This window comes from Candidatus Omnitrophota bacterium, from assembly GCA_013791745.1.
Lineage (GTDB): Bacteria > CG03 > CG03 > CG03 > CG03 > CG03.
In genome coordinates, this window is record VMTH01000041.1 from 19636 (window position 1) to 38231 (window position 18596).

Below are 18596 nucleotides of genomic sequence, written 5' to 3' on the forward strand. Positions count from 1 at the left end.
GGGGCGAGTCAGGCGGCGGTCTTGATATCTTTTACTTCGTAGACGAAGTACTGCTGGCGGTGGCCTATTTTGCGGCGATAGCCTTTGCGGCGCTTTTTCTTGAACGAAATGACCTTCGGTGCTTTTTGCGCTCCGATGAATTTAAGGCCGACTGTCGCTCCGGAGATCACGGGTTCGCCCATGAGGACTTTATCCCCTGTTTTTATCAGAAGAACCTTATCTATGCTCTCAAGCCCCTCGTTGTCGAGCTCGACCTTGTCTCCAACGCTCACAAAATACTGTTTGCCTCCGCCGTCGATGACTGCGTAATCTTTTATATCGCTCATTGTAAGGTCCTCTTTGTTTCCGCCAGGCCCGTGCCGGCGGGTATCTTCCTGCCCACTATAATATTTTCTTTCAGGCCCTCAAAATTATCCTCGGCCCCCCTTATGGCGGCTTCGGTGAGTACCCTTGTGGTCTCCTGGAACGACGCCGCGGATATGAACGACTTGCTGTTCAGAGCGGCTCTCGTTATGCCCTGTAGAATGGATTCAAAGGAGGCCTTTTTCTTGGAAGCCGAAAGCTTTTCGTTCGACTCGCGCACTTCCCATTTTCCGACCTGCTCGCCCGGAACAAAAGATGTATCGCCGGGATCCACAATGCGCACCATGGAAAGCATCTGTTTGATGATGATCTCTATGTGCTTGTCGTTCACCTTGACACCCTGCAGGCGGTAAACGCCCTGCACCTCGTCAAGAAGATGGGTCTGCACGCCTTTCTCACCCTGCACCTTGAGGATGTCATGGGGATCCATGGCGCCGTCGGTAAGCTGGTCTCCCGCCGACACTTCATCGCCGTTATAAACAATAAGATGTTTGCCGTGCGGAATCAGATATTCCCTCGCTTCTCCTCCTCGGGACGGAGTGATCTTCACCATCATCTCGCCTTTTTCCGACTGCATGATCTCAACAATCCCGGAGATCTCGGTGATAACAGCGGCCTTTTTCGGCCTGCGGGCTTCAAAAAGCTCGGTCACGCGCGGCAGTCCGCCGGTAATGTCCTTGATCTTTGTTATCTCCTGAGGGATCTTGGCCACAATATCGCCCGCCACAACTTTGTCTTTGTTTGAGACGCTGATGTGCGTATCGGGAGGAAGGGGAAAAACGTCTTTTTTGCCGGTATCTCCCACAACTTCCAGCTGCGGCCTGTATTTACTCCTCTGATAAGGTATGACTATGCGCTCAAGAAGGCCGGTTTCTTTGGACCTGTCTTCCCTGATAGTGATGCCCGAAATTATGTCTCTCCAGCGGATGGTTCCAGAGTGCACTGCGATAAGAGGCATTTCCCTGGGGTTCCACTGGCCTATCAGCTCGCCCTTTCGCACTTTTCTGCTGTCGTTAAATTTAATTTCAGCGCCGTAGGGGAGGCTGAAAGTCTGGGGGATGACTTTTTTCGGATGCCTGAATATCATTTTCGCGTTTTTGCTGATGACGACGAGAATGCCCTCTTTGTTTTTTATTGTCTGAAGATTTTCAAATTCCACTTTACCGTCTGACATGGCGCGCAGTTCAGAGGTGTCCATGATCCTTCCGGCTATACCACCGATGTGGAAAGTCCGCAGTGTCAGCTGTGTGCCCGGCTCGCCGACACTCTGGGCCGCGATGACGCCGACCGTACCGCCCAACCTGACCATCCGGCCTGTTGAAAGATCTCGTCCGTAGCACTTGGCGCAGCAGCCGCGGGGTGCCTGGCATGTGAGTACAGATCTTATTTTGACCGATACAAAACCCGCATCCTCTATTTTCTTCGCGTCAGCTTCGCTGACAAGTTCACCTTCTTTTATGAGCACCTCGTCGGTGATGGGGTTGACGATGTTATCAATGACAACGCGTCCCACTATTCTTTCGGACAGCGACTCAACGACATTCTGGCCCTCCATGAGAGCGGAAACCGTGATGCCGTTTACGGACTGACAGTCATCCATGCAGACGACGACATCCTGGCCGACATCCACAAGTTTTCTTGAAAGATAGCCCGCCTCGGCGGTTTTGAGGGCCGTGTCCGAAAGGCCTTTTCTGCCGCCGTGAGTCGAAATAAAATATTCAGGCACCGTCATGCCTTCCCTGAAATTGGAAACAATTGGCGTCTCAACGACCTCACCGATCTCGCCGGTCACTCTTTTCTGCGGCTTGGCCATCAGGCCTCTCATCGCCACAAGCTGACGCACCTGCGTGCGCGAACCTCTCGCGCCGGAAGAGGCCATTATGTACAGTGAGTTGAACCTCGGCTCACCGACCTTATACGGTTTGAGCTCCTGCTTGGCCATATCCTCAAAAACCATATCCGCCAGCGTGTCACTGGTGTCCTGCCAGAGGGATATTATCCTGTTGTACCTTTCCTGTTTACTCATTATGCCGGCCTGATAACTCTTATCAAACCTCAAAACTTTTTCTTTTGATTCGTTGATTATCTTGTCTTTGGCTCCGCACTGGATAAGGGACTCCACCAGAATGGAACTGCCCGACACCGTCGCGTAATGAAAACCCAGCCTTTTTATCCTGTCCAGGAATTGCGCCAGAACATAGTTATTCGCCTTGATGTGTATGTTCATGATCAATTCATGGATCTTGCTTTTCGTCATCTCCATGTTGATCTTGTCAATGCCCGCGGGAATGATGTCATTGAAGATGATGCGCCCGGGCGTGGTGTAGTCTTTCCACTCCGAAGGCTTTAGAATTTTGCCGTCTTTGTCTTTTTCCGATATTTCATTCAGGCCCGCCACTTTTATTTTGGCGTGGAGCCCGACAACACTAAAGCGGAAAGCCCTTATGGCCTCATCCGCGTCCTTGAATATTTTACCCTCGCCGACTTCCCCCGGTTTCATCTTCGTCAGATACGCGATACCGAGCACCATGTCCTGGGACGGGGTGTCGAGCATATTGCCGTTGGCCGGAGAAAAAAAGTTTTTCGTTGACATAAGGAGGGTCATAACCTCCATTCTCGCCTCGGGCGTCAGAGGCAGATGGAGCGCCATCTGGTCACCGTCAAAGTCCGCGTTAAACGGCGAACACACGAGAGGATGGAGCTGCACGGCGTTTCCTTCCACAAGAACCGGATAAAAGGCCTGTATGCTGAGTCTGTGGAGTGTCGGAGCGCGGTTTATCATGATCGGATACATCTTCATTATCTTTTCCAGAAGATCGAAAACAAGACCGGGCTGTTCGCGTATCACCCTGTTGGCGTCTTTTATGTGCGAGGCCAGGCCCTGCTTTCGCAGCTCTCTTATGATAAAAGGCTTGAAGAGTTCCACGGCCATATATTTGGGTACACCCACCTGGTCAATGTGGAGCTGCGGCCCGACGACAATAACGGCGCGTCCGGAAAAATCCACTCTTTTGCCGAGGAGGTTCTGCCTGAAGCGGCCTCTTTTCCCTTTTGTTATATCCGCGAGGGATTTGAGCGCGCGTCCGGATGCCGACACCACGGTTTTGCCGCGGATGCCATTTTCTATAAGGGCGTCAACCGCTTCCTGAAGAAGGCGTTTTTCATTGTTGACGACAACCTCGGGAGCCCTGAGCTCTTTTATGTGTTTGAGCCTGTTGTTCCTGTTGATGATCCTGCGGTACAGATCGTTAAGATCCGATGAGGCGAAGCGGCCGCTCTCAAGCGCCACCAGCGGCCTCAGACCGGGAGGCATCACCGGCAGTGCCGTCAATATCATGGAGTCGGGCTTGTTGCCGGAGTAAAAAAAACTTTCCACTATTTTAAGATGTTTGTCCATTCGCGAGATGCCCACGGCTGATTTCTCGGTTTTGAGTTTAGCCCTGAGTTCTTCCATCCGCTTTTCCACATTCATTTCTTTAAGGAGTTTCCGGATGGCGGAAGCTCCGATGCCCGCTTTGAACCTGAGGCCGTAGAGTTTCCTCAAGCGCGCGTGATCGTCTATTGAGAGCAGCTGCTTCAGCTTCAGCGGCGTCGCTCCGGGATCCGTCACGATGTAATTGGCGTAGTAAATGACCTTTTCAAGATCCGTGATCTTCATACCAAGGAGCACGCCCACGCGGGAAGGGGTCTTTCTCAGAAACCAGACATGAGAAACCGGCACCGCCAGATCTATGTGACCGAGCCTGTGGCGGCGCACTTCGGATTCGGTGACTTCCACGCCGCAGCGCTCGCAGACGATTCCCTCATACTTGCGGAATTTGTATTTGCCGCACTGGCATTCGTGATCTTTTGTGGGCCCGAATATCGCCTCGCAGAAAAGCCCGTCTCTCTCAGGCTTGAAAGTCCTGTAATTTATCGTGTCGCCCTTTTTCACTTCACCGTAAGACCATTTCTTGATCATCTGAGGCGAGGCCAGAGAAATTCTCAGACTGTCAAAATTCGTAAAATCCAGATTATCTTTTGATTTATTTTTCATTTTTCGCGGCACCTTTATTTTTCGAAAGCTCAATCTTGAAACCCATTGACTGCAGTTCCCTCACGAGCACCTGGAAAGCTTCAGGCGTCGACGGGGCTGGCATAAATCTGTCTTTCGGCTTCTCGTCTTTACCGGGCTCATCACCTATTATTGTCTCCAGCAGTTTCTGGCGGCTTTTCACATCATCGCTCTTTACGGTCAAAAACTCCCTGAGTAGATTAGCGGCGCCGTAGGCCTCGATGGCCCACACCTCCATCTCCCCGAAACGCTGGCCGCCCATAAGGGATTTGCCTCCCACCGGCTGCCTGGTGACCATTGAGTAATGGCCGGTGGAACGGGCATGGATCTTATCCTCGGACATATGCACAAGTTTGAGCATATAGGGGTAACCCACACTGACCTTTTCCATAAGCGGACGGCCCGTTCGGCCGTCAAAAAGGGTAAAAGCGCCGTTGGGCGGGAGTCCGGCCTTTTTCAGGTTTCCGGCCACATCGGTTTCAAAAACAGGGCTGTTAAAAGACGGGCATATAAACCTCACATTCTGTTTTTTGGCGGAGAAACCCAGGAGCGTTTCAAATATCTGGCCGATGTTCATTCTGGACGGCACGCTCAGCGGGCTGATCATCATGTCAACCGGCGTTCCGTCCGGAAGAAAAGGCATATCCTCAACCGGCAGCACTATTGATACAACGCCCTTGTTGCCGTGACGTCCGGCCATTTTATCGCCTATGGATATTTTTCTGCGGGTGGCGATGTATACCTTGACTTTCTTGCTCACCCCCGGCGGCAGATCCGTGGCGCCCTTGGCGTCTTTAACGGCCGTATCTCTCTGCTTTTTCATCATGTCCAGTTCAAATTCATAGAATTTCTGGATCTTTTCCACCAGTTTTTTGTGCTGGGCTGATGCAATATTCTTTTTCTCAAAATCGCGGTCCGCGTCTTTTATCTCGCCGTTCCTCATGGAGCGGAGTTCCGCACCGAGATCTTTGAATTTTTCCATGACGGCCTTGACCTTTTTCTCCCTCTGAAATTTTGTGAGCTTGGATTTTCTTTCAAAAAGCTCCACGCCTATGACAGTCCCTCTTGTCCCCGGAGGAACGGTGAGAGACACATCTTTGAAGCGGCGGCCCTTATCTCCGAAAATACTGCGCAACAGCACCTCGTGAGGCACATAGGTTTCTTCTTCAGGAATCACTTTTCCCACCAGGATATCGCCCGGCTCCACATAGGTGCCCTCGACAACGATGCCGTTTGAATCAAGTCTGGCTATCTGAGCGGGAGAAACGCCCGGGATATCCCGCGTTATTTCTTCCGATCTGTCGTCAGCCCCGCCGACTCCGGTGTGCACTTCGGACTCGTGACGCGTGATGTGGATTGAGGTAAAGACGTCATCCTTCACCAGCCTTTCGCTGACTATTATGGCGTCCTCATAATTATAGCCTTCCCAGGAAAGATAGGCCACAAGGACATTTTTGCCCAGGGCGAGAAGGCCGTCATCCGTGGCACAACCCCTTGTGAGGATAGCGCCTTTTTTCACTTTCTGGCCCACCGTGACCATCGGCGAGTAATTTATACAGGTGTTCTGGTTGGTCCTGAGGAATTTCAACAGCTCATAAACATCATATTGGCCGTCTTCTCTCTCTATCATTATCCTATCCGACTGCACGCTCACAATCGTTCCGGGGTTGTCGGCGCAAACAACAGCCAAGCTGTCCACGGCTATGCTCTTTTCCATGCCCGTGGCCACAAGAGGTGCCTCGGTGGAAAGCAGCGGCACCGCCTGCCTCTGCATGTTCGCTCCCATAAGAGCTCTGTTGGCATCGTCATGTTCAATAAAAGGTATCAGCCCCGCCGAGGGACTCAATATCTGGTTGGAAGCGACATCCGAATACTGTATTTCCTTAGAAGCGGCGAACAGAAACTCGCCGCCGCGCCGGGCCATTATGGAATTGTCGATTATGCGGCCGTTATCATCAACCTTCATTGTGGCCGGGCCTATCGTACAGCGCTCTTCCTCATCTGCCGTCATATATTCCACTTTGCCGGTAACAACGCCATTCTCAACTTTTTTATAGGGTGTTTCTAAAAGGCCGTACTGATTCACGCGGGCATACACCGACGGTGAAACAATGAGGCCTATATTCTGGCCTTCAGGGGTTTCAATAGGGCATATTTTTCCGTAATGAGAATTGTGCACGTCCCGCACCTCAAAACCGGCGCGTTTGCGGTTGAGACCGCCCGGCCCTATGGCCGAAAGCCTTCTCTTGTGAGTCAACTCCGACACAGGTGAGGTCTGATCCAAAAACTGTGAAAGCTGGGAGGTGGCGAAGAATTTGTTGATCGTGGTTATGATGGAAGTCGTGTTGACAAGCTCCTGCGGATTTTTCACATCCTGCTTCATATTCATCCTGTCGCGCGAAACCCTGGCGAGATTTGTCAGGCCTATTTTAATCTGATTCTGCAACAGCTCTCCCACCGACCTGATCCTTCTGTTGCCGAGGTGATCTATGTCGTCCACCTTGCTCTCAAGTTTCTGGTTGAGCGCTATGACATTGTATATTACGGCCAGAATGTCCTCGTAGCAGAGCGTTCTTCTGGAAAGCGATGGCACCTTCAAGCCGAGTTTTTCGTAGGTCTTCGCCAGCCTGAGATTAAGTTTGTACCTGCCCACAAAGGACAGGTCATATCTTTTCGTGCTCTTGAAAAGCAGCGTCGAAAAAAACTCCTTCGCCGTCGCTTCGCTCGTGAATTCCTGTATCCTCAGTTTTTTGAAAAATTCCACTATCGCCTGTTTCTGTGAGCGCACGTTGTCCTTCTTCAGGGTCTCCAGTATGGCCACATTGTCCGCAGCGGAGGATTTTGTTATAATCGTGATCTTTTTCATGCCTGCGGCGATGGCGAATTGTATAAGGTTGGAATCTATTCCACATCCTGCGTAGTACGGCACTTTCCCGTCCGCGGCAGGGGGAAGGGTTTTTCCGAGATAGGTTCTTTCAGGGGACTCCAGATCTATTGAGCCGGCAGGCACTTCTTCCGTTTGATAAAACCTTTCCACGATCTGGTCATTTGTCTCAAGGCCGAGGGCGCGGAGTATCACCGTAGCGGGGAATTTTTTCCTCCTGTCTATGACGACGATCAGGGCATTGTCGTAATCAAACTCAAATTCCACCCATGCGCCGCGGTAGGGGATGATGCCGGCTGTGAATTTCTGACGGCCCAGCTGCGTCACCTCGTGAGCCGAGGCTTCCTCGAAAATCACTCCCGGCGAACGGTGGAGCTGATTCACTATCACCCTGTCGTTGCCGTTGATGATGAAATTTCCGCTTTTGGTCATATAAGGAACATTACAGAAATTGATTTCCTTCTCAAAAATGTGCGGAACGGCGCCCTGCTCTCTGTATTTTTTGAGACGCAGTTTGATTCTAACCGGGATGGAATAAGTCAGCTCTTTTTTCCTGGCTTCAATCTCCGTCAGGGCAGGCTTGCCTATCGAATAACCGGCATACTCCAGTTCCATCCGTCCATTCGTTGAGACAATGGGAAAAATATCCTGGAACGCTCCCTCAAGACCGATGGGTTTTCTTTCGGGCTGGGGAACATCCGCCTGCAAAAAATCCTGATAGGATTTTGTCTGTATATCCAGAAAGAGCGTGGTCGAGGAAAAATCCTTACCCTTGACCCGCTCTAATCTTATTTCCTTCATGCTATTTCACAAGTAGCACCGACTTCTTCGAGTTTCGCCTTTATTTCTTCCGCCTTTTCTTTCGGTAGCGCCTCTCCCACTTTTTTGGGCGCGCCGTCCACTACGTCTTTCGCTTCCTTAAGGCCCAGAGACATGAGCTCTCTGACAACTTTGATGACCTGAATTTTTTTGTCACCCACGACTTTAAGGATCACGTCAAATTCTGTTTTTTCCTCGGCTTCGGCAGCTCCCGCACCTGCTGCGGCAACAACCTGCGGAGCCGCCATCTGCGCGCTGACTCCGAATTTTTCTTCAATCGCCTTGACGAGCTCGCTGAGCTCCATGACAGTCATCTTTGAAATACCTTCAATAATCTCATCTTTGCTTATAGCCATTATCTCCTCCCTTCTACCATATCATCGATTTCGAAACTCTTAGTTTTGCTGCTCTTTCTTACGCGCGTAATCGCTCAAGGCGAAGACAACGCCTGACAACAGCATTTTGCACACATTGTGAAAAGCGTAAAGCGGGCCCTGCGCCGCGCGCGCCACCATCGCTATGAGTGTATCCCTGTCAGGCATGGACGCGATGCCTGAAATATCACCGGCGCTCAGCACCCGTCTGGGTCTTAAAAAACCTCCGCGCACCTTAAAATGCTCATTTTCTTTTGAGAAATCCCCAAGAGCCTTGCAGACCTCGCTGATGAGCGAGTCATCGGTAAAAACAACCGCCGTGGGTCCGTGGACGAAAGACGCTATCTGCTCCCAGTCGTCCTGCATCAGTTTTTTGAAAAGCCTGTTCTTCACGACTTCCGTGACGGCCTGCGCCCGGCCGAGGCGCATACGCAGTTCCGTCATATCCTTAACGGTCATTTTCTGAAATTCGGCGAAAATAAAAGCCCTGTTCTCTTTTACAAATTTATCCCTATTCTCCAACCACTTTTCTTTTTCAGCTCTGAGTTTCATTTTTTTCCCTCAATTACGCGCTGATGCGCACACCCGGCGACATCGTCGTCGCTATAGAAACGTGTTTAATCACATTACCCGCGGGTAATGGCATTTTCGCCGATCTGACAGATTCCAAAAACGCTTTTATGTTTTCCGCGAGCTTATCATCCGCGAACGATACCTTTCCGCAGGCGGCGTGAATGTTGCCGGAAGAATCAACTTTCCATCTGAGCAACCCCGCCTTGTAATTTTTCACCGCGGCGGCGATATCCATAGTCACCGTGCCGGCTTTGGGCGTGGGCATCAGACCGCGGGGGCCTATGATCCTGGCCACCTTCGCGACATCCTTCATGCAGTCCGGGGTGGTGAGGAGTACGTCAAAATCTATCTTACCGGCCTGTATCTCGCTTATGATATCTTCTCCGCCGACTTTATCCGCGCCCGCGGCAAGAGCTTCCTCCGCCTTCACGCCTTTAGTTATCACCGCCACGCGCACGGTTTTTCCCGTGCCGGCCGGCAGAGACACGGAACCGGTGATGCTCTGCGGTATTTTTTTCATGCCCGTGTTGAGACTTATGTGCATCTCAACGCTTTCGTCAAACTTCGCTTTTTTGAAGCTTTTAAGTACTTTCAGGCCCTCTTCAAGCGTATATACTCTGCCTTCCTCAACAGCTTTAAGCGATTCCGAATATCTTTTGTTTTTCATAAGAAAATCAGTCCCCCACTTCAATACCCATGCTGCGGGCCGTGCCTTCCACCATCCGGCAGGCGGAATCCATGTTCTCCGTATTAAGATCGGGCAGTTTTTTCGCGGCTATTTCCCTGACCTGCGCCATACTGAGCTTTCCCTTCTTTTCCTTATTGGGCACGCCGGAGGCTTTCGCTATACCGACAGCTTTTTTGATAAGAGAGGATATCGGAGGCACTCTTGTTATGAAAGCAAAACTCCTGTCTTCGTAAACGGATATGACCACGGGGATGAGCATTCCTGTCTCTTCCCCCTTTGTCGCTTCGTTGAACTGCTTACAGAATTCCATGATATTGACGCCGTGCTGGCCGAGCGCGGGGCCTACCGGGGGCGCCGGGTTAGCGGCGGCGGCGGGAATCTGAAGTTTTATCTGAGCCTTTATCTTTTTTTTCTTTGCCATTATGTTTTCTCCACTTGGTAAAATTTAAGCTCCACCGGCGTCGAGCGGCCGAATATGGACACCAGTACCCTCAGCTTGCCCTTGGCCTCGTCCACATGATCTATCTCCCCCGCAAAATTGGCGAAAGGCCCGTCAATGATCCGCACGTTGTCGTTTTTGGCGAATTGCACCGACGGCCGCGGTTTTTCCTTTTCGGATTCCGTCACCATTTCTTTGAGGTATTCCACTTCCTGCGGCTTTACGGTAAAAGGGGTCTTGCCCCCGAGAAAACCGCTCACGCCGCGGATACCGTTGATGAACCAGAAGGTTTCCTCGTCAAGCACCATCTCTATTATGATATATCCGGGAAGTATCTTTCTGGGGCGGACGACATTCTTCTTTTTTCTGATGTCCACCACTTTCTCTTCAGGCATTATCACCTGTCTTATCTTGGGTTCAGCGCCCTCTTCGGCATAAGAGGCTATTTTGGCCTGGAGGGCCTCGTAGACCCTCTTTTCCGAACCCACAAGGGCCTGAACAACATAGAATTTATATTCGCCCATCAGATAAATATCCCCACTATTTTCGAAATTATCAAATCAACCGCCATAATAAAAAACGACACCGCAACCACCAAAACCAGCACGACAACAGTAAAACCCGCCACATCTCTTTTCGACGCCCACGATATACGGTCCAGTTCCGCATACACGCTTTTGAAAAATTTTATAACGTTGCTCATACCATAAAAGGACTAATGCTATAAAAACTTCCTGTGATGTGTCAAGTATTTCCGCAAGGCAATTCCGGTTTTTGATAATAGCGCCGCCCCGCAGGAGAGAATTTACGGCCTAAGCGCCGCTTTCATGCTTGAGTTTTTTCTTATACCATTTGCCGCCGCGCTTCTCCCACTGGGTCAGTTCCCATTTGATCATTTTTATATCCGCGCCCTGGCGCAGCTCTCTTTCTATTTTTTTGAGAACGTCAATAACAGCGGTTTCGCTGTCGGCGGACACCTTGCCGCCTTTGAATTTAAGGTCGCCTTTTATAACGACAACATCCCTTACGGTGCCGATAGAGAGGTTAGGGACATCGACCCAGTTCCTTGTCAATGTCCCTTTGACTTTGTTATTGATCTCCCAGCCTTTTGCGCCCATGCTAGGATTTTACCATATTTTGCGCTTTTACGGCAACTATCCTATACTGTTTTTGCCTATGTATTGTTTCAGGCAATCGGGAAGGATGACGGCTTGCCCATCCCAGAAATTTTCGCATACGGCCGCGAAGATCCTGCCCACCGCCAGAGCCGAGCCGTTGAGGGTGTGGACAAACTCTGTTTTTCCTGAATCATTTTTGAATCTTGTCCCCGTCCGGCGGGACTGAAAATCACGGCAGTTGGAACAGGACGAAACCTCGAGCCAGTCCCCCATGCCCTTCATCCACACTTCTATATCGTATGTTTTGGCCGCCGAAAAACCCATGTCCCCTGCGGCAAGAAGAACGATCCTGTGGACCAGGCCCAGTTTCCGCAAAAGCGAAGAAACCCTTTCCACCATTTCGTCAAGGGTTTTTTCGGAGGTTTCGGGTTTTACAAACTCAAAGATCTCCACCTTGTTGAACTGATGATTCCTTATGAGCCCCTTCCCCAGCTTGCCCCATGAACCGGCCTCGCGCCTGAAACACGCGCTGGGAATCTGGATCTTGAGAGGGAGTTTGGCGCTATCCATGATCTTGTTCCTGAAAAGATTTCCCGCCGGCACCTCTCCGGTAGGGATGAGATAGAGATTGTCTTCAGCGACTTTATAAAGATCGTCTTCAAACTTGGGGAGCTGTCCCGTTCCGTAAGCGCTGCGGGCCGAAACCAGGGCCGGCACCATGACCGGAGTAAAGCCGGCTTTGTCGTTCTCGTCCAGAAAAAAGTTGATGAGCGCCATTTCCAGCCTTACGCCGTCGCCTTTAAGCAGGGGCCAGAAGGAAGCGGTGATTTCCGAGGCTGTTTCAAAATCAACTATATCAAGGAGCTTGACTATTTCCCAGTGCGGCGGGCCGTCTTTTTTCGCCGGCTCTCCTATGTTTTTTGTCACCCTGTTATTTTCCGCGTATCCGCCCGGCACATCCTCATCCGGAAGATTCGGCACCGTATCGATCAGTGCCTGAAACTCAGCATCGAGTTTTTTGAGAACATCCTCCTGTTCTTTTCTCGCGGCCTTGACCTGCCGGCCCTCATCCGGAGAAGTGACTTTTTTCTGTTTGGCCCTGAGCCCCTCTACTTCCTTGAGGATTTCGCGCCTTTGCCCGTCAACCAGAAGGATCTTCTCGAGCAATTCTGCCTTGCAGCGTACACCCAGACGCTTTTTAAAAAGCTCCAGATCCTCCCTCAACAGCTGAATATTTATCATACGGCGATTTCTTCGTCAGAAATTATCTTGCCGGCCGAGGCTACCCTGTCTCCCTCGCCCAGTTTGATGAGCCTCACGCCCGATGTCGCCCGGCCTATCATTCTGATGTTTTTCGCTTTCTGCCTTATGGTGATGCCGCCTGTCGTTATTATCATGATCTCATCATCAATGCCGCATGAGAATATAGCGACAACCGGGCCCGTCTTGTCATTTATTTTCATGTTGATCACGCCCTTCCCGCCGCGGCTCTGTTTTCTGTAAGCCAGGATATCCGTTCTTTTACCGTATCCTTTTTCAGATATGACAAGAACGGCTTCTTTGGAAGAGGGTTTCTGGACGACCATCCCGACAACGCTGTCTCCCGCACCGAGCCTTATTCCCCGCACGCCGGAGGCGCTGCGGCCAACCGACCTGACGGTTGTTTCGGAAAATCTTATGGCTTTGCCCAGCTTCGTGGCTATCACAACATCCGATTTTTCATCGGAGGGCTGAACTTTGACAAGCTTATCCCCCTCTTTCAGATTGATGGCTATGATGCCCGAAGAGCGCGGGTGGCTGTATGCGGCAACCGGTGTTTTTTTGATAAGGCCTTTTTCGGACACCATCAGAAGTGTTCCACAGGCATCAGCAAGATTTCTTATCTGGCAGAACGAATTGAACTTTTCGCTCGCTGTCTTGAATGCCAGGAAATTAACGAGGGCCTTACCCTGGGATGTCCTGGTCGCCTCGGGTATTTTCCACACCTTCAGCCAGTAGAGCTTGCCCAGATTTGTAAACACCAGAAAGGTAGCGAGATTTGAGGTGACAAAAAGATGTTCCAGATAATCCTCATCTTTTGTCTTCATCGAATTCACGCCCTTGCCGCCGCGGCCCTGAACGCGCCAGGTGGAGAGCGGCACTCTCTTGATATAACCCTGATGGGTTATCGTCAGCGCCACCTCTGTGTCGCTTATGAGATCCTCGTCTTCTATATCCGTGTCTTCGTCGGATATTTCCGTTAAACGCTTATCGCCGTATTTTTTTCTCACCTCTTCAAGATCCTCCTTGATTATGGCGAGGATTTCTCCGGTGTCGGCAAGGATCTTTTTCAGCTTCTCTATGAGCTTGATCTTTTCTATATACTCTTCCTCCACCTTGATCCTTTCAAGGCCGGTGAGCTGATGCAGTCTCATCTCAAGAATGGCAGACGCCTGCAGCTCGCTCATTTTGAAATTTTTGACGAGAGCATCTTTGGCGGCAGCGGGGTTTTCGGACTCCTTTATCGTCTTTATGATCTTGTCCAGGTTTTCAAGGGCTATCCTCAGTCCCTCAAGAATGTGCGCGCGCGCTTCGGCCTTGGCAAGATCGAATTTGGTGCGCCTTGTGATAACATCAATTCTGTGGTCTATGTAATAGCCGAGCATCTGCCGGAGGCTCAGCACCTTCGGCACATTGTTGACCAGCGACAGGAGTATTATGCCGAAGCTGACCGACAGCTGCGTGTGCTTGAAAAGCTGATTCAGCACAACTCCACCTACGGCGTCTCTGGAAACATCCACAACCACGCGTACCCCGTCCTTATCGGATTCGTCCCTGAGGTTCATGATGCCTGTTATTTTCTTTTCCCTGACAAGAATGGCTATATTTTCTATCAGCCTGGCCTTGTTCACCTGATAGGGCAGCTCGGTTACCACTATTACCTCCCTGCCGCCTTTGACCTGTTCTATTTCCGCGCGGGCCTTTATTTTAAAAGAGCCCCTTCCGGTTTTATAAGCCTGCTGGATCCCGCTGCGGTTTGTGATTATAGCCGCCGTCGGAAAATCGGGAGCCGGAATGAGTTTGAAGAGTGTAGCGTCGTCAAGCTCGGGATTATCTATCAAAGCGATAGTCGCGTCCACCACTTCGCTCAGATTGTGCGGGGGGATTTTTGTGGCCATACCCACGGCGATTCCTTCCGAGCCGTTCACAAGAAGATTCGGGAAATTCGAGGGCATAACCGTCGGCTCCTGGAGTGTGGCGTCAAAATTGTCCCTAAAATCAACCGTGCCTTTGTCCAGATCCTTGAGCATCTCATCCGCTATCCTCTCAAGCTTGGCTTCCACATATCTCATGGCCGCGGGCGGGTCTCCGTCTATGGAACCCACATTGCCCTGTCCCCTGACAAGCGGATAGCGCAGTGAGAAGTGCTGCGCCATTCTTATGAGCGCGTCATAAACAGAAAGATCGCCGTGTGGATGATATTTACCCAGACATTCACCGACTATTCTGGCCGCTTTTTTGAAAGTTTTGTTGTAAGAGAGGCCGAGTTCCTTCATAGAATAAAGGATTCTCCTGTGCACGGGTTTGAGTCCGTCCCGCACATCCGGAAGAGCCCTTCCCACTATGACACTCATAGAGTAATTGATGTAGGAAGTGATCATCTCGGTTTCCACATTTCTCACCAGCACTTTTGAAATGTCCTGTGTCTGAGTGCCGACTTTTTCTTCTTCCACGCCTGGTTTAGTATTTTTTGCCATATCCGCCCCTTCTTCTAAATATCAAGATTCTGCACTCTGAGCGCATTATCCTGTATGAACTGCCTTCTTGATTCCACAACATCTCCCATCAGAGTCGTGAATATCCTCTCCGCCTCCACCGAATCCTCAAGTTTTACGGAAACCAGATGCCGGGTCAGCGGATCCATCGTCGTCTCCCACAACTGATCCGGGTTCATTTCTCCCAGACCTTTATAACGCTGTATCACCAGCCCCGTGCGTCCGGCCTCTTCAAAAGCCTGCATAACGGCCGTCAGCGTATCACATATGCTTTCACCTGTTTTGCCTCTTACCACAACCGGTTTTTTGAAGGTCGCCGGATCTGCATCCATTTCCGCGCCGTAATGATTGAGCTGTTTAAGATTTTTAACGAGCCGCGCTATTTCAGGGAAGTTAACGACCTTGATCCTTTCGTCTTCGCCGGATTCCTGCTCGGCATTGAGCGTCTCCCTGTATTCCCTTTTAAACGACAGCACCTCTTCGTCGCTGTAAAAAAGCTTGTCCTCAAATCTGGCCACCGGCAGTTTTTCCATTGCCATGTATTTTAAGATCTGGGCGTTTGTCAGGTCTTTCAGCCGCAATTTTTTCAGGTATTTGTTCGTGTAGATAACAGCTTCCAGAAATTTTTTATTGTGCTCTTTTTTCAGCTCAACACCCTTCTGTCCGCCGCATCTTATGCTCACATCGGCGGCGCTGGAATCTATCATAAAATTCTGGAGCTCCTCTTCCGAGATAAGATATTTCTTAAAATTGCCTTTCCTGACGAGAAAAAGAGGCGGCTGAGCGATAAAAACCTTGTCCTTCTCCACCAGCTCTTTGAAATGCCTGTAAAACAGCGTCAGTATGAGCGTTCTGATATGCGCGCCGTCAACATCGGCGTCCGTCATTATGATGATTCTGTCGTAACGCAGTTTATCCAGGTTGAAATCCTCTCCTATGCCTGTGCCGAGTGCCGTTATGGTGGCCCTGATCTCGTCGTTGGAAAGCACTTTTGCCAGACGCGCTTTTTCAACGTTTATTATTTTTCCCTTGAGCGGCAGTATGGCCTGAAAACGCCGGTCACGGCCGCCTTTGGCGCTGCCGCCGGCCGAATCTCCCTCAACCAGGAAGATCTCGCAATGCTTGGGATCCCGCAGACTGCAGTCGGAAAGTTTCCCGGGAAGAGAGCTTATTTCAAGCGAGGATTTTCTTCTCGTCAGTTCCCTTGCTTTTCTCGCGGCTTCGCGGGCATGGGATGCCTGTATGATCTTCTGTAAGACCACGCCGGCCACTCTGGGATTTTCCTCCAGAAAGGTCTGCAGGCCCTCGGAAGCGACACTCTCAACGATTCCCTTCACCTCAGAATTGCCGAGTTTTGTCTTTGTCTGTCCCTCAAATTGGGGCTCCGGCACCTTCAGACTTATCACCGCCGTCATCCCTTCCCTGGCGTCCTCTCCGGATAAAATGATTTTTTTGAATTTTTCCGGCGCGTTTTTTGTTTTATAATCGTTCAGCACCCTTGTGAGAGCCGCCTTGAAACCCGCCAGATGCGACCCGCCCTCGATGGTGTTGATGTTGTTGACAAAAGAAAGCACAAACTCGGCATACTTGTCATTGTACTGAATGGCAACCTCGACGATCACGCCGTCTTTTTCCTTTTTCATATAAATAGGTTCGTCATGAAGGACATTTTTACCGTCATTGAGAAATTTCACAAAAGAGGTCACGCCCCCGTCGTAGTGAAAAATGTGTTTTTTGTCATCAGCTTCGTCTATTATGCTGATCGTGGCGCTGGGATTGAGAAAAGCCAGCTCCCGCAGCCTTTTGGAAAGAAAGTCGAAATCAAATTTTGAACTCTGCGTAAAAATACTCCTGTCCGGAATAAATGTCACCTTCGTGCCGTGCAGTTTTGTGCTGCCGGCGGTCTTAAGAGGGGAAACGGCAATGCCTTTTTTGTACGTCTGCCTGTATATTTTCCCGTCTCTGTACACTTCCACCGCCAGATCTTCGGATAGAGCGTTGACGACCGACACCCCGACGCCGTGAAGCCCGCCCGAGATCTTATACGAGTTGGCGTCAAATTTGCCTCCGGCGTGAAGGGTCGTCATTATGACTTCCACGGCGCTCTTCTTTTCTGTCGGATGCTCGTCAACCGGAATGCCCCGCCCGTCATCAATGACGCTTACGGAATCATCCTCGTGCAGTATCACTTCTATATTTTTGCAGTACCCGGCCAGCACCTCGTCTATGCCGTTGTCCACCACCTCGTAAACAAGATGGTGCATACCGCCTTTGTCCGTTGAACCTATGTACATGGCGGGGCGCTTCCGCACCCCTTCAAGGCCGCCGAGAACCTTTATGTCTTTTGCCGTATAACCGTTTGCCTGTTCTTCCTGGCTGTTTTCTTTCATCTTCTCCTCACTTTCACTTCAATTGTCAGGACCGCTTTCCGGGAAGAGAGTTTCCCGTTGAGCTCCCTGAGCATCGTCTCCGAATTCATCTCAATGTCTTTTTTTATTATGCCCGAGGACACATAGACAATAAGCTTTTTTTTATTCACCGCGAACTCGTCTATCTCATATTTTTCCGCGAACGAACATTCGTTCCATACGGATGAAACCGAGCGGATGTCTTTCAATTTTTTTTGCAGATCCGTCAGCAGTTTTTCCAGAGCTATCATGACCTCATCGGCATCACAAGGGCCACATAATTCGGGTCTTCCTTCGATTTCACGACGACAGCGTTGAGCGAATCCGAGAATTCCATCACCACTTTCTTATCGCTAAGATGCTTGAAGATGTCTATTATAAAACCCGGGTTGAAGGCTATGTTGATAGAACCGCCGGTGGAATCCACATCTATATCCTCTTCGCTCTCGCCGAAGCCCTGGGAAGCCGCCGATATGTTCAGCTTGTTTTTGGACACCTGGTACTTGACGGAGGAATTCTGCGATGAGATGCCGGAATGATAAATACTGGCCGCGCGCACCGTGGCGTTCAATATCTCTTCCTTGTCGGCTTCCGCTTTTATCTTGACATTTTTGGGGATAACATTTTTATAATCCGGATAGGTGCCGTCTATCAGCCGTGAACTCATCGTTATGTTCTCCGTGATAAAAAAGATCCCGCTGTCATCCACGATTATCTTCACCTCTTCTTTCTCACTGCAGTTTGAGAGCACCTTCTGAAGTATGTTCACCGTTTTCACCGGGACGATGGCCGAGACTTTCATGTCTTTTGACATTTCCGCTTTTTTCCATGTCGTGGCAAGGCGCTTGCCGTCGGTGGCCACAACCGTGAACGCGCCTTTGGCTATTTCAAAATAAACCGAGCACAGCACATATCGCACCTCGTCGCGAGAGGCCGAGAACATCGTCTTGGCCAGCATTTCCGACAGATGGAATGCGGAAATCGTGACGGCTTTTTCCGAAGACGCGGGCGCCTCTGGAATCTGGGGATAATCCTGCAGGTTGCCTTTAGCCACATCAGCTTTGAAATTGCCGCATTTTATGTTGATGCTGTCTTTTCCCTCTTCAATGATTATGTCCTTC

15 protein-coding genes are annotated in these 18596 nt (G+C 50.5%); all 15 read right to left on the reverse strand.

Features of this window, described 5'->3' with window-relative positions; all coding sequences use genetic code 11:
• Positions 1 to 8: 8 nt before the first annotated feature.
• Positions 9 to 326, reverse strand: coding sequence for a 50S ribosomal protein L21 (gene rplU / locus FP827_01880; protein ID MBA3051831.1), 318 nt, complete (start codon positions 324 to 326; stop codon positions 9 to 11).
• Positions 323 to 4399 carry a DNA-directed RNA polymerase subunit beta' gene (rpoC, locus tag FP827_01885; GenBank protein MBA3051832.1) on the reverse strand — a complete coding sequence of 1359 codons (4077 nt, stop codon included), beginning with the start codon at positions 4397 to 4399 and terminating at the stop codon, positions 323 to 325. Before rpoC ends, rplU begins: the two co-directional genes overlap by 4 nt.
• Complete coding sequence (rpoB, locus tag FP827_01890) at positions 4389 to 8102, reverse strand: DNA-directed RNA polymerase subunit beta (GenBank protein ID MBA3051833.1); 3714 nt, start codon at positions 8100 to 8102, stop codon at positions 4389 to 4391. Before rpoB ends, rpoC begins: the two co-directional genes overlap by 11 nt.
• Entirely contained in the window at positions 8099 to 8470 is a 372-nt protein-coding gene (locus tag FP827_01895) for a 50S ribosomal protein L7/L12 (protein ID MBA3051834.1), read from the reverse strand. Before FP827_01895 ends, rpoB begins: the two co-directional genes overlap by 4 nt.
• Before the next feature lie 45 nt (positions 8471 to 8515).
• Entirely contained in the window at positions 8516 to 9046 is a 531-nt protein-coding gene (locus FP827_01900) for a 50S ribosomal protein L10 (GenBank protein MBA3051835.1), read from the reverse strand.
• Positions 9047 to 9059: 13 nt separating this feature from the next.
• Positions 9060 to 9734, reverse strand: coding sequence for a 50S ribosomal protein L1 (rplA, locus tag FP827_01905; protein MBA3051836.1), 675 nt, complete (start codon positions 9732 to 9734; stop codon positions 9060 to 9062).
• A 7-nt stretch (positions 9735 to 9741) separates the two neighbouring features.
• Positions 9742 to 10176, reverse strand: a complete 435-nt coding sequence (gene rplK, locus FP827_01910; GenBank protein MBA3051837.1) for a 50S ribosomal protein L11 — start codon at positions 10174 to 10176, stop codon at positions 9742 to 9744.
• Positions 10176 to 10718 carry a transcription termination/antitermination factor NusG gene (nusG, locus tag FP827_01915; GenBank protein MBA3051838.1) on the reverse strand — a complete coding sequence of 181 codons (543 nt, stop codon included), beginning with the start codon at positions 10716 to 10718 and terminating at the stop codon, positions 10176 to 10178. The genes rplK and nusG overlap by 1 nt, the downstream gene beginning before the upstream one ends.
• Positions 10718 to 10897: a preprotein translocase subunit SecE gene (secE, locus tag FP827_01920; GenBank protein ID MBA3051839.1), complete on the reverse strand. Its 180-nt coding sequence runs from the start codon at positions 10895 to 10897 to the stop codon at positions 10718 to 10720. Before secE ends, nusG begins: the two co-directional genes overlap by 1 nt.
• 109 nt (positions 10898 to 11006) lie before the next feature.
• Positions 11007 to 11312, reverse strand: a complete 306-nt coding sequence (locus FP827_01925; GenBank protein ID MBA3051840.1) for a hypothetical protein — start codon at positions 11310 to 11312, stop codon at positions 11007 to 11009.
• Between the two features lie 36 nt (positions 11313 to 11348).
• Positions 11349 to 12554, reverse strand: a complete 1206-nt coding sequence (gene serS / locus FP827_01930) for a serine--tRNA ligase (GenBank protein ID MBA3051841.1) — start codon at positions 12552 to 12554, stop codon at positions 11349 to 11351.
• Positions 12551 to 15049: a DNA gyrase subunit A gene (gene gyrA / locus FP827_01935; protein MBA3051842.1), complete on the reverse strand. Its 2499-nt coding sequence runs from the start codon at positions 15047 to 15049 to the stop codon at positions 12551 to 12553. Before gyrA ends, serS begins: the two co-directional genes overlap by 4 nt.
• Before the next feature lie 14 nt (positions 15050 to 15063).
• Positions 15064 to 17457, reverse strand: a complete 2394-nt coding sequence (gene gyrB, locus FP827_01940) for a DNA topoisomerase (ATP-hydrolyzing) subunit B (protein MBA3051843.1) — start codon at positions 17455 to 17457, stop codon at positions 15064 to 15066.
• A complete protein-coding gene (locus FP827_01945) occupies positions 17454 to 17726 on the reverse strand; it encodes a hypothetical protein (protein MBA3051844.1) in 273 nt (90 codons plus the stop codon). Before FP827_01945 ends, gyrB begins: the two co-directional genes overlap by 4 nt.
• Positions 17723 to 18596 (reverse strand): DNA polymerase III subunit beta (gene dnaN, locus FP827_01950; protein ID MBA3051845.1); only part of this gene is annotated, 874 nt, incomplete at its 5' end. The genes dnaN and FP827_01945, both read right to left, overlap by 4 nt.

What these genes read in the sequence shown, in the direction of transcription:
- rplU (MBA3051831.1), bottom strand. Translation starts at nt 326, where the DNA reads ATGAGCGATATAAAAGATTACGCAGTCATCGACGGCGGAGGCAAACAG.
- rpoC (MBA3051832.1), bottom strand. Translation starts at nt 4,399, where the DNA reads ATGAAAAATAAATCAAAAGATAATCTGGATTTTACGAATTTTGACAGT.
- rpoB (MBA3051833.1), bottom strand. Translation starts at nt 8,102, where the DNA reads ATGAAGGAAATAAGATTAGAGCGGGTCAAGGGTAAGGATTTTTCCTCG.
- FP827_01900 (MBA3051835.1), bottom strand. Translation starts at nt 9,046, where the DNA reads ATGAAACTCAGAGCTGAAAAAGAAAAGTGGTTGGAGAATAGGGATAAA.
- rplA (MBA3051836.1), bottom strand. Translation starts at nt 9,734, where the DNA reads ATGAAAAACAAAAGATATTCGGAATCGCTTAAAGCTGTTGAGGAAGGC.
- rplK (MBA3051837.1), bottom strand. Translation starts at nt 10,176, where the DNA reads ATGGCAAAGAAAAAAAAGATAAAGGCTCAGATAAAACTTCAGATTCCC.
- nusG (MBA3051838.1), bottom strand. Translation starts at nt 10,718, where the DNA reads ATGGGCGAATATAAATTCTATGTTGTTCAGGCCCTTGTGGGTTCGGAA.
- secE (MBA3051839.1), bottom strand. Translation starts at nt 10,897, where the DNA reads ATGAGCAACGTTATAAAATTTTTCAAAAGCGTGTATGCGGAACTGGAC.
- FP827_01925 (MBA3051840.1), bottom strand. Translation starts at nt 11,312, where the DNA reads ATGGGCGCAAAAGGCTGGGAGATCAATAACAAAGTCAAAGGGACATTG.
- serS (MBA3051841.1), bottom strand. Translation starts at nt 12,554, where the DNA reads ATGATAAATATTCAGCTGTTGAGGGAGGATCTGGAGCTTTTTAAAAAG.
- gyrA (MBA3051842.1), bottom strand. Translation starts at nt 15,049, where the DNA reads ATGGCAAAAAATACTAAACCAGGCGTGGAAGAAGAAAAAGTCGGCACT.
- gyrB (MBA3051843.1), bottom strand. Translation starts at nt 17,457, where the DNA reads ATGAAAGAAAACAGCCAGGAAGAACAGGCAAACGGTTATACGGCAAAA.
- FP827_01945 (MBA3051844.1), bottom strand. Translation starts at nt 17,726, where the DNA reads ATGATAGCTCTGGAAAAACTGCTGACGGATCTGCAAAAAAAATTGAAA.